At 39.8% G+C, this 15,938-nt stretch carries 11 protein-coding genes and 1 pseudogene; 1 reads left to right on the plus strand and 11 read right to left on the minus strand.

Going from position 1 to position 15,938, the window contains the following annotated elements:
* Position 1: 1 nt before the first annotated feature.
* From BM086_RS08765 to BM086_RS08795, 8 genes and pseudogenes are all read right to left on the minus strand, one after another.
* On the minus strand, positions 2-670 hold the full coding sequence (locus tag BM086_RS08765) for an amino acid ABC transporter permease (protein WP_092325643.1): 669 nt from the start codon (positions 668-670) through the stop codon (positions 2-4).
* A 95-nt stretch (positions 671-765) separates the two neighbouring features.
* On the minus strand, positions 766-1,419 hold the full coding sequence (locus BM086_RS08770) for an amino acid ABC transporter permease (RefSeq protein ID WP_092325644.1): 654 nt from the start codon (positions 1,417-1,419) through the stop codon (positions 766-768).
* A 12-nt stretch (positions 1,420-1,431) separates the two neighbouring features.
* A complete protein-coding gene (locus tag BM086_RS08775) occupies positions 1,432-2,091 on the minus strand; it encodes a methionine ABC transporter permease (RefSeq protein ID WP_092325645.1) in 660 nt (219 codons plus the stop codon).
* Positions 2,084-3,097, minus strand: a complete 1,014-nt coding sequence (locus BM086_RS08780; RefSeq protein ID WP_092325697.1) for a methionine ABC transporter ATP-binding protein — start codon at positions 3,095-3,097, stop codon at positions 2,084-2,086. The genes BM086_RS08775 and BM086_RS08780 overlap by 8 nt, the downstream gene beginning before the upstream one ends.
* A 145-nt stretch (positions 3,098-3,242) precedes the next feature.
* On the minus strand, positions 3,243-4,106 hold the full coding sequence (locus BM086_RS21895; protein WP_442857335.1) for a MetQ/NlpA family ABC transporter substrate-binding protein: 864 nt from the start codon (positions 4,104-4,106) through the stop codon (positions 3,243-3,245).
* Between the two features lie 57 nt (positions 4,107-4,163).
* A pseudogene (locus tag BM086_RS21900) lies at positions 4,164-4,955 on the minus strand (transporter substrate-binding domain-containing protein); the annotation flags it as partial.
* A 196-nt stretch (positions 4,956-5,151) separates the two neighbouring features.
* Positions 5,152-8,733 (minus strand): DUF4982 domain-containing protein, encoded by a 3,582-nt coding sequence (locus tag BM086_RS08790; protein WP_092325647.1) that lies wholly within the window; start codon positions 8,731-8,733, stop codon positions 5,152-5,154.
* A 1-nt stretch (position 8,734) separates the two neighbouring features.
* Positions 8,735-10,792, minus strand: coding sequence for a sialate O-acetylesterase (locus BM086_RS08795; RefSeq protein ID WP_092325648.1), 2,058 nt, complete (start codon positions 10,790-10,792; stop codon positions 8,735-8,737).
* Between the two features lie 174 nt (positions 10,793-10,966).
* Between BM086_RS08795 and BM086_RS08800 the strand changes: the two genes are divergently transcribed.
* Positions 10,967-11,824: a hypothetical protein gene (locus BM086_RS08800; RefSeq protein ID WP_092325649.1), complete on the plus strand. Its 858-nt coding sequence runs from the start codon at positions 10,967-10,969 to the stop codon at positions 11,822-11,824.
* A gap of 381 nt (positions 11,825-12,205) precedes the next feature.
* On the opposite strand, the gene BM086_RS08805 is transcribed toward BM086_RS08800, so the two are convergent.
* From BM086_RS08805 to xylB, 3 genes are all read right to left on the minus strand, one after another.
* A complete protein-coding gene (locus tag BM086_RS08805) occupies positions 12,206-13,717 on the minus strand; it encodes an alpha-N-arabinofuranosidase (RefSeq protein WP_092325650.1) in 1,512 nt (503 codons plus the stop codon).
* A gap of 19 nt (positions 13,718-13,736) precedes the next feature.
* A complete protein-coding gene (locus BM086_RS08810; protein ID WP_092325651.1) occupies positions 13,737-13,982 on the minus strand; it encodes a DUF6171 family protein in 246 nt (81 codons plus the stop codon).
* 204 nt (positions 13,983-14,186) lie between these two features.
* Positions 14,187-15,656, minus strand: coding sequence for a xylulokinase (gene xylB / locus BM086_RS08815; RefSeq protein WP_092325652.1), 1,470 nt, complete (start codon positions 15,654-15,656; stop codon positions 14,187-14,189).
* Positions 15,657-15,938 lie beyond the last annotated feature (282 nt).

Consider the following 15,938-nt stretch of genomic DNA (forward strand, 5'->3'; position numbering starts at 1 on the left):
GTCAGTTCTCCCACTTCTTTTCCAAATATCTTGAAAGCATGCTTATCGGCCAGCACGCCAGAAAATACATCAAAAATATCACAAGAAATATTCCAAAAGCAGCATTGGGTGAAGATTTTCTGTTAGCTTCTATTATCTGCTGCCCAACCTTTAACACTTCAACTATACCTATCATCATCACAAGACTGGTTGTCTTTATCATTCTGGTAATGAGATTTATTGATAGCGGGATCATTCTCCTTATAATCTGCGGAACTATCACATATCGGTATGTCTGAAATTTATCAAGCCCCAGCGACATGCTGCTCTCATATTGAATAACCGGAATGCTTCCCAGGGCTCCTCTCACAAGATCTGCCATTTCAGCAGTTCCCCAAAATGAAAAGACTATGATTGATGCAGCCTCTGCAGATAAATTGATTAAAAGCGCCTTTGTGCTTCCGAAATAAACAATAAATAAAAGCACCATCTGTGGCATTATCCTTACTATCTCAAGATAAACTCTTGAAACTACTGTTATCACAGGATTCTTAAGTGCCATCAAAATTCCAAGCACAACGCCAAGTACAATGCTTATCACCACTGAAACAAGGCTTATTTTAAGAGCTACCGAAAGTCCCAATAGAAGTCTTATAAAATTGTTACCTTTAAGTAAAACCTCAAGTCCCATTATTCAAAACTCCAATATTATATGAATTATCGAATGATATTTCAGAAATGCGCACTACACTGCGGTTTCATGCAACAATGAATGCGAATTATGGTTTAGTGTCCAAACACTACCAATTTCTTCTCAATTATGCTTCCAAGAACTGACACAGGAAGAAGCATGATTATATAAAACACCACCAGCAAAAACAGCGCTTCTGTCGTATTGTAGTAAAGCCCTATAAGGTCTTTTGCTGTAAACATAAGGTCCATGAGGCTTATTGCTGAAAAAACGCTTGTCTCTTTTAAAAGAAAAATCACATTTGCAACAACTCCGGGAACACTTAGTGATAATGCCTGCGGAAAAATAACGTAAAAAAACAACTGTCTTTTACTAAGTCCAAGCGCCAGCGCGCTTTCTGTTTGTGAAGCAGCCACTCCATCAAGTCCGCTTCTAAACACTTCCGACATGTAACTTCCGCCCAAAAGTCCAAGTCCCACTGCGCCGCAGGTATCTGCTTTAACAGAGATTCCAATCTTGGGTAACGCAAAGTAAATAAAAAATAACTGTACAAGAAGCGGTGTATTTCTAAAAAGTTCAACATATACCTTGGAAACAGCAGACAACACCGGCACTTTAAAATGCAGTACAAATGCGGTAAAAATGCCAATGACAATCGAAAGGGCAATTCCTATCCAGCCAATCCTGATTGTGAGCCAAAATGCCTCTATGTACTTTGGTATATACGAACTTATAACTTCAAAATCCATAATAAAAACCTATCAGCGCTTTCTATGATCTGCCTTAAGTGAAATCTTTGTTCCCACATTCTGAATGATCTGGAAAATAATGATAAGAAGGATTACCGTAACAAACATGATATCCGTCTGCCATCTGTAGTAACCATACCTTACTGCAATGTCGCCAAGTCCGCCGCCACCGACAGTTCCTGACATTGCCGAATATCCCAAAAGAAGTCCTGTAGTAATCGTAAATCCTGTCAAAAGTGACGTTCTTGCTTCTACAAGAAGCACCTTTGTAATAATCTGGAAGTTACTAGCTCCCATTGACTTTGCCGCCTCAATAACTCCTGCATCCACCTCGTTTAGTGATGACTCAACCACACGGGCTATATAAGGCGCAGCACATATTACAAGCGGAACAATGGTTGCTGTTGAACCATAGCTTTGTCCAACTATAAGTCTCGTAAAAGGAATAAGAAGTATCAAAAGAATAAGAAATGGAATACTTCTTATAATGTTGCAGACAAAATCAAAAACATGATAAATAACCTTGTTTGGTCTAAGGCCCTTTTCACTTGATACATAAAGCAGTATTCCAAGGGGAAGCCCAACTGCATATCCGATGATTACCGACCCGAAAGTCATATATAAAGTATCTTTAATGCCCTCAAGAAGCATCTTTATAACCTGTTCATTCATTCTCGCCGACCTCCGCAACAAACAATCCTGAATTTTGTAAATGTTCTATGATACTGTTTTGTAATTCCTCACCCTCAGGAAGTCCAAGTATCATTTCACCGATTGCTTTGCCGTTTACATTTCTTGTATCAGCTCTCAGGATGTTTACCGGAGCCTGAAGCTTTAGAATCGTATTTGCAATCACAGGCTCATAAGCTGAATTTTCCTGGAAAACAATCCTGATTCTTTTCACATCATTTAAAATCTGAACAGGTGTATAGCGGATCTCTTTTCCTGAAATAAGCTCTTTGGCAGCATCTGATTCAGGATTTTCGAATATCTTCTCCACATCACCGACTTCAACCAGTCTTCCGCTGTCAATTATCGCAACCTTATTGCACACTTCCGTTACAACCGACATCTGATGGGTGATTATCACAATTGTTATTCCAAGATCAGCGTTAATCTTTTTTAATAGACCAAGAATAGAAGCTGTTGTCTGAGGATCAAGAGCGCTGGTTGCCTCATCACACAAAAGAATCTGAGGATTTGTAGAAAGAGCTCTCGCAATAGCAACTCTCTGCTTTTGACCTCCGGATAACTGCGAAGGGTAAGCCTTTTCTTTTTCCTCAAGTCCGACAAGTTTTAAAAGATCTTTTGCTTTCTGACGGGCTTCTTTTTTCTTAACACCTGAGATTTCAAGTGGAAAACATACATTGTCAATTACATTTTTCTGCTCAAGAAGATTGAAATTCTGGAATATCATTCCTATCTGGCTTCGTTTCTTTCGAAGTTCTTTTTCAGATAGTTCTTCAAGATTAACGCCATCTATAAGAACATGTCCCTCTGTTGGCTTTTCCAGATAATTTATAGACCGCACCAAAGTGCTCTTTCCTGCCCCTGACATTCCGATTATTCCGAAAATATCACCCTTTTCAACAGAAAGATTTATACCGCTAAGCGCAGTTACTGTATGCCCTTCAACTTCAAATTTTTTTGTCAGATTCTTAATCTCTATAACGCTCATATCTGCTCCATTAATTACGGGAGAGCCCTTTTGGTATTGCCCGGATATATATGATAATGCCTGCAATGCCATGGAAACACGAATGAAATGTTTCCATAAGACTCTCCCGTAAATCAATTCTTTATAATCATTTGTTCTTAAATCTTCAGCTCTCGAAGAAAATAACTGCTCCGTCATAAGTATCTTCGATGAATTTCTTGATATCAGCAGATCTGAGAACTGTTACAAGAGCTTTGATCTTGTCTGAATTCTCGTTTCCATCAAGTACACCGATGATATTTACATAAGTCTTAGCTGCAACTGAATCGCTTGACTCATATGCAATTGAATCTTTTCCGACAGAGTATCCTGCCTCAAGTGCATAGTTTCCATTAAGTACAACATATGAAACTTCATTTACTACTCTTGCTACCTGTGCAGCTTCAAGTTCAACAAATTCGATGTTATAAGGGTTTTCTACGATATCATTAACTGTTACCTTAAGGTCTGCGCCATCCTTTAATTTAAGAAGGCCATTATCCTGAAGTAAAAGAAGTGCTCTTGCTTCGTTTGTTGTATCATTAGGAATTGCAATCTTATCGCCATCTGCTACTTCATCAAGGCTCTTTTTCTTTCCAGGGTAAATTCCAAATGGCTCATAGTGGATGTCACCTGCATCAACAATATGTGTACCCTGCTCTTCGTTGAAGCTGTTAAGATATGGAACATGCTCCATGTAGTTTGCATCAAACTCACCTGACTCTACTACAAGGTTTGGCTGAACATAATCTTCAAATTCAACAATATCAAGGTTGTATCCATAATCTTTAAGGATGTCAGCTGCTTTTGCAAGGATCTCTGCGTGTGGAACAGGTGAAGCTGCAATCTTGATTGTCTCGCCGTTTCCAGGAACTATATCAAGCGCTGCTGCGTCTGAAGCTGTGCCTGCAGCTGCTGTTTCTGTAGAACCTGCAACCTTGCCACCTTCTACTACAAGTGTTTCTTCGTAATCTTTACCATAAGTATCAATAAGTGTTGCTTCATAATCTGCGTGGAAGAAATTCTCTCCGCCAAGGCTTACAATTTCATTGTTGAGCCAGTCAAGAAGTGTGCTGTTGCCCTTTGAAACTGCAGGAGCGATTGTATCCTGGCTTCCAAGTGAAGGAATACCTACTACATATCCATGATTTTCAATTGCATATGCGATAACTTCTGTATTATCATTTGCCCATGCAACTCCTGTTCCATTTTCAAAAGAAGTCTTTGCTGTTGCATATGTATCAAATTTCTGAAGCTTGATGTCAGGATAATTCTTTTCAAGATATGTCTCAGCAGTTGTTCCGGAAATAACGATAACCTGATCATCAGCTGAAATCTGGCTAAGGTCTTCGATCACATTATCCTCATGTGAAACAACTCCAAGTGCTACATTCATGTATGGAAGTGCGAAATCAACCTTCTGTGCTCTCTCTTCAGTTACTGTGAAGTTTGCAAGAACTATGTCGACCTTACCTGTCTCAAGATACTCAACTCTGCTTGCTGCCTCAGTTGAAACATAGTTTATTTCAACACCAAGGTCCTTACCGATTCTCTCAGCAAAGTAAACATCATATCCCTGATATGCGCCATTCTCATCAACATATCCAAATGGGTTCTTATCAGAAAATACTCCGATGTTAACCTTTCCGCTCTCCTTGATTTCATCAAGAGTTCTATAAATCTTATTCTCATCTCCAGTCTGTGCTGAAGCTTCTGATGCAGTTGAATCTGCCTTTGCAGCAGGCTGCTCACTTGATGAACCGCATCCTGCAAGTGCAGCAACACCTAATGCTGCAGCTGAAACACTTGCCACTACTTTCTTAAATAATTTCTTTTTCATAACTTTCTCCTCTCCTCAAATATCTGTGTGTTGTTTGTTGCACTATAGCTCGAAATAAACTCTATTATCTCTGCCTCTGTGCTACTTGTTGAATCTTATGTTAAATCTATTTACCTATTATGTCAATAGGTATATAGAAAAATATTTTTTATATGCAAAAAGGAGCCTTTCGGCTCCTCTGTGCAACATCTATATCTTATTTCTCAAATCTGAAACTCTTGAAATCGAAATTACTTCCGGGAAGAAATACAAATGAAATATCCCAATTTCCTTTCTTCTCACCAATTTCAAATGTAACTTCACTGTATTCATCAGTCTGTGGAAACTCTAAAATTTCCTTCACTTCATCGAGTGTTTCAATCGAATCCACAGCTTCTGCATTTATTCCCTCTAAACTCTTTTTCTTCATCCTAAGATGAATTGTATTAGCTGCTGCCTTTGCTCTTCCGCAGATAGTAATCTGTTTTGTTCCGCTCTCGCCAAAGTTATAGTCGTCAAAAGCAATGGTTACATTATTTCCGATACCTTCCACAGCTCCATCCGTCTTGGTAAAAGTATCACCATAGATTGAATCCGCATCCAAAGCCCGTACATCCACAAATGCCCTGTTCTGTCTGGCAAAAGAGAATCCTTTGATATGATACTTATTAAACAGCCTAAGGCTTATGGTCTGAAGTCCGGTTAAGCGCTCAGATAATTTCCAGGTATCTTCCTGATAAGTATTCCATATGGATTTTTTCTGGTAAAAAGCTTCTTTTAAAAGCTTAGAACCCTCTTCTCCCGGTATGCCTTTCCAGATTTCAAATCTGTATTCATCATCATTTAGGGTAAAAATAGGTATGGTTATTTCATCAGAACCATCTTTTCCAAAATCAATCCCGCTATAGCTTACAACAGTCTCGCCATCTTTTGCAGATGCCACGCCGTGTTCGTTGCCGTTACCTATTTTGCCGATAAAGGAAGTATACAAACTTCCCGGTATGAATCCGTACGGATCAAGGAATGCCGCTCCCATTCCGGAAACTTTGAATTCCAGATTTGACATTACAGCCACAACTTCTCTGCCACTTTTAGCTTCACACCTTATAACAAAGTCTCCATCGCCCATAGCTTCAATCTCGCAAGTATTCCCTTCTGCATGGAACTTTGCGATATTTGTGTCTGTACCATTTCTGTTGAGTGCTCTAAATACCACTTCCTTATCTGTGGCATCTTCAGGATAAACCTTTGCAACCACCTTAACTTTTGGATGTTCTGAAGTTAATATGTTAAGGTTTTCTGCTAAATCATCGCAAGGCTGTACCTCAAGTTTAATGCTTCTTACAGGAACCTTATCCGCTCTGGAAACTTCTACCTTTACACTGTCAGGATCACCAGTGCACTTCACTATCGCAAGAAGTTTACCGTTAAAGAGCTTTCGGCAGGAACTCTGATAACTGTCATAATCTGTGCTATCTCCGTTATCAAGTCCTATAAGCTGCCCATCTCCGCTGACACTTACATTTACATAGTCAGAAGCATTCTCTACAGGATTGCCCTCTTTATCCAAAGCGCTTATTTCAGCAAAGATCAGATCCCTCTCACCATATTTATCAAGCTTGTGATCAATATCAACTACAAATCTGTCTGTATCACCAAAAGATTTATGTGAATCTTCCGCTATGACATTTCCTGCTGTATCATATGCAACAGCCTTGATCTCACCCGGCTCATAAATTACCGAGTAATCAGCAAAAATCTTATCTCCACTATGCGGTGCATGAGTAAGCTGCTGCCTTCCCAGGCTCTTACCATTTAGGAACAGCTCAACCTCATCAGCATTACTGCAAACACGCACATCTATCTGCTGCCCTTCATTGAAATCCCAATATGGGAAAACATGAACAAAAGGATCTTTTTCAGCACTCACCCAGGCTGACTTCCACGCATAAAAAGCGTCCTTATAAAAACCTGCTGTATCAATAAGACCAAAATAGGAATTCTTGGTCTGGTAAGGCGTCGGCTCACCGATATAGTCATAGCCCGTCCAAATGAACTGTCCCATGGAAAATTCCATATCCCTGTCCTTACAGATACAAGCCTCTATGCTGTCTGCGCCCCAACTTGTAGTGCTGTTTCCAAGGGATGAGCACTGCTGATCTGATTCACATAGAGTCGGTACAGCCAGAGGAAAATGATAAACTCCCCTACTCTGCACAATAGAATAAGTCTCACTTCCATAAATGATCCAGTCAGGATGTGCCTTATGATGCTCTTTATAATAATTTTCAGCGTAGTTATATCCTGCAACTTTCAGGATATCTGCGCATCTCTGAGCTCTTTCCCAAGGCATATAGTTGGATCCGATCGTAGCTCTGGCATTCTTTAAAGGATCAAAAGTCTCCACAAGATTCTTTAAATCTCTGGTGATATCTTCTCCCTTCTCATTTGAGTGAGTATCATAAATCTCGTTTCCTATGCTCCACATGATAACTGAAGGATGATTTCTGTCGCGTCTTACCCAGCTCTCAACATCTCTTGCATGCCACTTAGGGAAAAATCTTGCATAGTCAAACTCAGTCTTTGACCCAACCCACATATCAAAACTCTCAGAAATCAGCATAAATCCCATTTCATCTGCAAGTCTGATAACATCAGGGTCATACATATTGTGAGTAAGTCTTATGGCATTAACACCCATTTCTTTTAACTGAATAAGTCTTCTTCGCATGGCAGTATGGTTATATGCCGAGCCAAGTGCACCAAGATCATGGTGAATGCAAACTCCGTTGAGTTTTATATTTTTTCCATTAAGGAAAAAGCCATGTTCAGGATTAAACTCTGTAGTCCTGAAGCCAACTGTTGTTTTCTCTTCCTGTAGAATAACACCATTAGAAGTAGCGTCTTTCGCCGCATCTTTCTCTAATTCCTTGCTATTTCCAGCAGCCTTAACACCTTCGACATCAGACGACCCGTCATATAACTTAGTCAAAAGAGAATACAAAACAGGATTTTCCACATCCCATTCATTTACGTTTTCTACAAGATATGCTTTCTCAACATATCTTGCATCAGCCCTTGAAGGAAGACATGTTAATTTTCTCTCATCTGACGTAACATCTTCTGAAACATTATTGCTGTCAAAAGAATTAACGCCATAAGTTACTTCTTTTACCTCTGACAAAGGCACACTGATAAGAGGGATTTTATTTCCCTCTGTATCAAACAGTTCATGAGTGACATTGCTATTTCCACTCACATCACCACATATTTCAGTATTCACATAAAGGTAATAGTCATGACCACTACCATTTGAATTCTTTTTTACTGAATGAACATAAATCCCATTTTCCGGAATGAATATATCATTATAATCGCAGATCCAGACATTTCTATAGATTCCTGCTCCGGAATACCACCTGGTATTAGGAAATTTGTTTCTCGCAGCCACCGCAAGATGATTTTCACCCTCAGTCAAAAAAGCTGTTATATCCAGCACAAACTGAGAATAGCCATACTTCCACTCACCGGCAGCTTTGCCATTTACATAGACAATACTGTCCATATAGATGCCATCAAATATCAGATATATCTTTTTCTTAATATCATCCGATGATAAAGAAAAATCCTTTACATACCAGCCTGTGCTGTCCTTATAAAGATTTGCTGTATCATGGATGAGATAGTCATGAGGAATATCCACCTGTTTAAATTCAGGCAGATGTTCCATAGCTGTCTCATAGCTTGTTCCAAACTCCGCTTCCCAAAATTTCCATCCTTCAGTAAAAAGTTTTTTCACTTTACATCCTTTCTGTTATCGGAAGTTCAAATGGTGACATCGGAATACCGGTCTCATTGGTAATAAGGCCGCCCTGATATGTGTTTCTGCAGCACCACTGCACCTTAGATGCACTTCCTGCACATTCATCACATTCAAGTTCAAGTGTATATTTCTTCCTGATCTTTGCATTACCAGCTATCTGCTCAGATTCCTTCTCTGACCCATCTTCAAATGATGCATGCCCGTCTTCTGTATTTTCGCAGATAGTCACCTTTGCCTGATGCTTAACACCATTATCATCCACAATATACATGTCCTTAATCTCAGTTCCCTTGCCGGCATTTAAAACACTTACTTCATCAGCATGGTCAAGAGTAACCGAGATAACCGGCTTTCCATTTTTTCCGATAACTCCTGTTGCGCTTATTGCAGCAGGCCCCATATACTCACCATTATAGCAATATTTCAGGTGTGATGCCCATAGAGCCGCTCTTTCTCCAATTGGTTCTTTGGTAACAGGATGAAGGTCATTATCTTCTCCAAGTCCCAATGTGACCACAAGCCCTGTGTTTTCAATATCAAGAAGTTTATTCTGGATAAGTCTGAATTTTCCCCAGTCATCAACTCTTGGAAGCTGATCGATCACAAAGTTTGGAAGCTGGACTCCGATAAACGGAATACTCTCATCTCCCCAGGCTTTTCTATAACCTTCAACCTGTCTTCTTGTAAGATCTTCATATTCAAAATCTTCAATATTTGACTCGCCCTGATACCATAAAACACCATCAATAGGATAATTATGGCATGGCGCTGTCATTGCATTATAAAGGCCTGTTGGCTTCCAGCTGATAAAGTCAGTCTCAGGAATCTGCTCGCACTTTGCTCCTATCCTGTATTTCCATGTGCCATCAAGCTTTACTTCTGCATCTTCATTAAAAAACTTGTAATCCTTATCAGGCGTAAATCTGCCTTTTCCTGTCTCAACACCAAGTCTTATAACAATAGTATTGTCTTTTTCCCTGGTTAGTCCTTCAGGAATATCATATTTTCTTGGAGGATACTGATATCCGGTATCTCCAACCTTAACACCGTTCACAAAAACAATGTCATTATCCACCATGGTTCCTAAAAAGAGCCTTGCGCTTTTCCCTGCAAGTTCTTTAGGAAGATCAAATTTTCTTGCAAACCATACACTTCCTATAAATCCATCAAGTTCAGTTCCTTCAAAGAAATTCGGGATGCTAAACTCATTCCACAAATTCTTTTCATCATCGGCATTTTGAGATGCACCTTCGCCATCTTCAGCTAATATACGGCTAATATATTCATCAGCCTCCCAGTGATTCTTGATTCCTTCATCATTCTGATAAAGGCTTCCTCTCCAGGCATTACCCTGCTCAATGTTCTTTTTTATCTGAGATTCAACAAACTTGTCATCAGCATATTTATCCGCAAGAGAAAGAAGCTCATCATATCCTTCAAGCATTTCTCTGCTCATCCATGACCATATGTTAGAGCCGCCAAGACTTGCATTGATGAAACCAACAGTTTGTCCTGTTATCTTCTGGAGATTCTTGGCAAAAAAGTATCCGGTTGCAGAAAAATTCATTATCGTATCCTGACTTACGCTCTTCCAGTCTCCGGTATGATGTTCCTCGTACTCACCCTTGTAGCAGGTCTCTTCCATAATCTTGAATGTACGGATCCTGTCATTTGGCTCAACATTCAGCATTTCAGGATATTTATCCTTAACTCTTATGATCGGAAGTTCCATATTGGACTGTCCTGTGCAGAACCAGACAATTCCTATCATCACATCATTTACAACTACTTTTTCTTTTTCATCAGAAATCACAAGCTTATAAGGTCCGCCGCTCTCTCTCGCAGGCAGATATACATCAAATCTTCCCTTTTCATTACATTCACCTGTAGCCTGGCTTAAAGCTTCATCATTCCCGTCAACAAGCTTAACACTTATTTTTGCTCCGGCTTCATCCCAGCCCCACACATGTATGCTCTTTCTTCTCTGTAAAACCGCTCCATCAGACAACAAACGCGGCAATCTAAGCTCTGACATAGTTTAATCTCCTCAATACATTTTTGTAATTTTCATTATACAAATCAAAAAATATGATTACCGCGTATTTAATGCTTCTATTCTCTCAATTTATGCGTGAAGAGCTCCGCCTTGAATTTTACTTTTTACTTTTTTATACTTTATTAAGTGTTTTTAATAAGGGGGATATCATAAATGACAATCAAAGCTTATTTAAACCCGGATTTTACTTTGGGTAAAAAACTCATTTTCTTTTTGGTGTGCTTTATCGGAATAGCGATAAGCCTCGGACTCATCTACCTGGTAGCTATCACTGTTCTTCAAAGAGACATTTCCGGACAAAGAAAGAAACTTGCCCTAAATAATGCCTTTGTAAATAAAGTCCAACGATTCTTCGAAATGCTCATTGCCGGAACTTCCGTTTTATCCTTCTCCTGTGCCTATGTGATAATAAATCATGTAAACCACCTTGTTCAGACAGGTGTCGCCACTAATCTAACCTCCAGAGAAAAAATGCTTGTTGAGCTGTGGGCTGAGGGAAAAGATTTTGTACTTTTACTCCTAATATGTCTATCATGTGTAATCAACACAATTCTCGACATGATCATCATTCCGCTAAAGAAAATCACAAAAGAAGAAAAGGCTACCATCCGTATGCTGGCAATGTTCTATGTGATAATTCTTTTAATGTACTTAAACCGCATAGGTGATGAAAGCGAATACAGCCCTGTCATGATGTACTACTTTGGACTTATGATAGGAAGATTTGTTTACTTTGATGCTTCCTTTAAGGACTTCCTCATTGCCTTAAAGAACATGTTCTTCAACCTGCCCTACCTGATTCTTAGCCTGTCCCTTACCGGTCTGTTATGTTACTTTGGTTTTTATATGAAATTCCTGTTGGAGCGAAACTACTTCATCGTCGGAATTTTCTACACCCACCTATTCCTCCTTGCAGGAATATTCCTGATCCACATAGTGTGGATGATCATTTCTGCATTTACACGCCCTCGCAGAACTAGTGTGCTGTCTCGTTCATATTTAATCAAATGACGAAGTAGATCATTTCATAGGCAAGGATGATAAATCGCAGGCAATGCGGGCATTGTCAAGATTTTCAGACGCAGCATATGAGATGAGATACAAGTTATTTGATTGAATTTGAGCTAGACAGTACACTAGCAATGATAACAAAAATAATCAGTTCTGAGTTTAAGATGTCAGTCAGATTGTGGGCAAGTAAAGAAATGTGCAGTTCTCGGACTGATCTTAAAATTCATGAGTAAGAAAAATGAGATATGCTTTCCTTCTCATGGTTCACCAAATTTTGAACCATAGGGAAGCATATCTCATTTTTATGTACCATGAATTACAGCGAAGACGAAAACAAGCATTTCTTTACTTGTCCGCATTCTGCTGCCATCCACGAACCAATCACGCTAAACGAAGTGTAAGAACTGAGCAAGCAGGAACCTTTACTTTAAGTCCGCCGTCTGTGCTCTCGTAATCCTTGAATTCCGCTTCTTTTACAACTTCAGGATTCTCAAATGTGTTATGAGCATCCATCTTGCCTGAAAGAACTACTGCCTCAGATACCTTGTAAGCCTTCTCTGAGTTAGTGAACATGATATCCACATCCTCTGCTGCCTCAAGTGAGTTGTTAGTAAGTGTTACAGTTACTACGCCCTGTTCATCCTCTGATACAGATTCAAAAATCTTAGGAACTTCATTCTTCTCTGTTCCAACATTGCTGTTGCCCACAAGCTCACTTCCAAGAAGTGTTGCACCCTGATGATGTCTGAACATCTTAAATACATAATATGTTGGTGTCTTGATCATCTTCTCACCATCTGTAAGGATTACAGACTGAAGAACATTGATAAGCTGAGCGATACATGCCATTCTTACTCTGTCAGAATGCTTATTGAAGATATTGAGGTTCATACCTGCAACAAGAGCATCACGCATTGTGCTCTGCTGATACAGGAATCCCGGATTTGTGCCAGGCTCAACATCAGCCCAGATTCCCCACTCATCAACAATAAGACCAATCTTCTTCTGAGGGTCAAACTGATCCATGATAGCGCCGTGTCTTGTGATAAGCTCTTCCATGAAATAGCTTCCCTTAAGTGTCTGATAGAAAAGATCCTCTGTAAATTCTGTAGCAGATCCCTTATGTCCCCAATCCTTTGTAGGAATTGTGTAATAGTGAAGTGATAATCCATCCATGAAGCCATGCTGCCATTCAGGTGTGTGATCAAAGCATGTCTCAAGAACATTCTTAGTCCAGTGATAATCATCACCGTTTGGTCCGCAGCAGATCTTGGAAATTGGCTTATTTCCATCATAGTTTCTTACATAAGTCTGGTATCTTCTGTACTCGTCAGCATAATAAACAGGTCTCATGTTACCGCCGCAGCCCCAGTTCTCATTGCCAACGCCAAGATAATCAACTGTCCATGGTTCTTCATGACCATTTTCTTTACGAAGATCAGCCATAGGTGAAACTCCGTTAAATGTCATGTACTCAACCCATTCGCTCATCTCTCTTACACTGCCTGAGCCAAGGTTTGCGTTGATATATGTCTTACAACCCAGCTGCTTTGTAAGCTCAAAAAACTCATGAGTACCAAAGCTGTTATCTTCAACAACTCCGCCCCAGTGAGTATTGATCATCTTCTTTCTCTTTTCCTTAGGTCCGATACCATCCATCCAGTGGTATTCATCTGCGAAGCATCCGCCCGGCCAACGAAGAACAGGTATCTTCATCTCCTTAAGTGCTTCTACTACGTCAGTTCTCATTCCATTTACATTAGGAATATCTGAGTTCTCCCCAACAAAGAGTCCTTCGTAGATACATCTTCCAAGATGCTCTGAAAAATGTCCGTATATTTCAGGAGCAATCTTTGATTTCTTGTTTTCATTGTTGATTATAAGCTTTGCCAACTTACGTCCCTCCTATAAATTACCATTTTTTCTTTGGACAATGTGTTCCAATACCAAGCGCCCTAAGCTCCACGTAACACCCACATACGAGACAGGTTCCCGTTACAAGCTTCTCACAATCAAGACAAACACTAAGTCTTTTCTCATAATCAGCTTCTGAAACCCTGTCCTCTGCCTTAATAGCATCCCGGTATTTCTGGATCATTTCCTTCTCGTTACCTTCCATATCTCGTAGAAGGCAATGTTTACAAACCCTGTTTTCCATCGATAATCTTTTGCTTAAATCTAAAGCTCACCAATACTTTATAATTTTCTAAATTATTTTATAATCATATCATCATAATAAGGCATTTTCAATCAGATTTAATAAAAATAATTCCTATATTTAGAAAAAAGAATGCCACAAGGACATTCTTTTTCCCGGTTTAAAATCAGCGATAACATCGCCTATTTTTCATATTTATAACAATCAGATAATCTTGTCAAAAGTTTCAGCCAATGCAGGATAAATTGTCTTAAACTGCTGGTATCTTGCTTCGTACTTAGCAACAAGCTCAGGATCCGGCTTTTCAGTCTTGCTTACTTTAACAATTGCTTTTGCTGCCTCTTCAACAGATGCATATGCGCCGCATGCAACCATAGCAAGCATTGCGCCGCCCATTCCGGGACCTTCTTCGCAGGTAGGAACATCCACTTCAATGTTAAGGATGTTAGCGATCATCTTTCTCCAAAGAGGGCTCTTTGCGCCACCACCGCAGATCATAGTTCTCTCAGGCTTAACTCCGATTGACTTTGCAACTTCATACATATCTCTTGTAGCAAATGCAACACCTTCAAGAACAGCCTGTGTCATATCTTCTCTTGTTGTATCCATTGTGATACCTGTGAAAGTAGCACGTGCATTAGGATTGTTCCAAGGAGATCTCTCGCCCATAAGATAAGGAAGGAAGAATACGTGGTTCTCACCAAGCTTCTCGATGCCCTTCTGCTCATCTGCATAATCCTTAGTCTTGAGGATTTCATCCATCCACCACTTGTTGCAGCTTGCTGCGCTGAGCATGCATCCCATAAGGTGGAAATGTCCGTCAGCATGGTCAAAAGAATGAAGTGCATTGTTGCTGTCTACAGCAAAGCTGTCAGATGACATAAAGATTGTTCCGCTTGTTCCAAGGGAGATATTGCACTTATTGTTTCCAACTGTGCCTGTTCCAACTGCTGCTGCCGCATTATCGCCTGCACCTGCTGCAATAACAACATTTTCACCAAGTCCAAGTTCTGAAGCAAGTTCAGCCTTAAGTGTTCCAACCTTCTCAAAACTTTCATAAAGCTTTGGAAGCATCTCTTCTGTAATGCCACAGATGTCGCACATTTCCTTAGACCACTTGCGATTCTTAACATCAAGGAGAAGCATTCCTGATGCATCTGAATAATCTGTGCAGAAGCTTCCTGACAACTTATATGCAAGATAGTCCTTAGGAAGCATGATCTTCTTGATCTTCTTAAAGTTTTCAGGCTCATTTTCTTTTACCCAAAGGATCTTAGGTGCTGTAAAGCCTGCAAATGCTATATTAGCTGTGTAATTGGAAAGTGTCTCTTTTCCAATCTCGTTGTTGAGATAATCAACCTGTTTCTGTGTTCTTCCATCATTCCAAAGAATTGCAGGACGGATAACTTCGTCGTTCTCATCAAGGATTACAAGGCCATGCATCTGTCCTCCAAAGCTGATGCCTGCAACCTGTGACTTGTCAACATCCTTAAGAAGTTCCTTAAGTCCTGTAACAGCCTCTCTGTACCAGTCTTCAGGATTCTGCTCAGACCAGCCCGGCTGAGGGAAGAACAAAGGATACTCCCTTGTCTGTGTTCCGTGAATCTTACCTGTTTCATCCATCAGTACAAGCTTAACTGATGATGTCCCCAAATCTACACCTATATAAAGCATAGTAACCTCCTTATTGAATCAGGATGCACAGTTATCAGAAAAAGATATATTTTTTTCATGACAGCTTATGCGTCCGACCTTATTATCTATTACTAATATGATACTGTATTTGCATCTATTGTTCACTCCGTATTTTGCTTTTTACTCCTTGATTATTGATGTATGGTTGATATAGAAAATCCCGAATGAATATGATTATTATTCATCCGGGATTACCGGCTTTCGTCTTGAAACCTACCATTCCCCGGTTACTCTTCTTAACCATATTGATTCTTTGGATCA

This window comes from Butyrivibrio sp. YAB3001 (assembly GCF_900112195.1).
Taxonomy (GTDB): Bacteria; Bacillota; Clostridia; order Lachnospirales; family Lachnospiraceae; genus Butyrivibrio.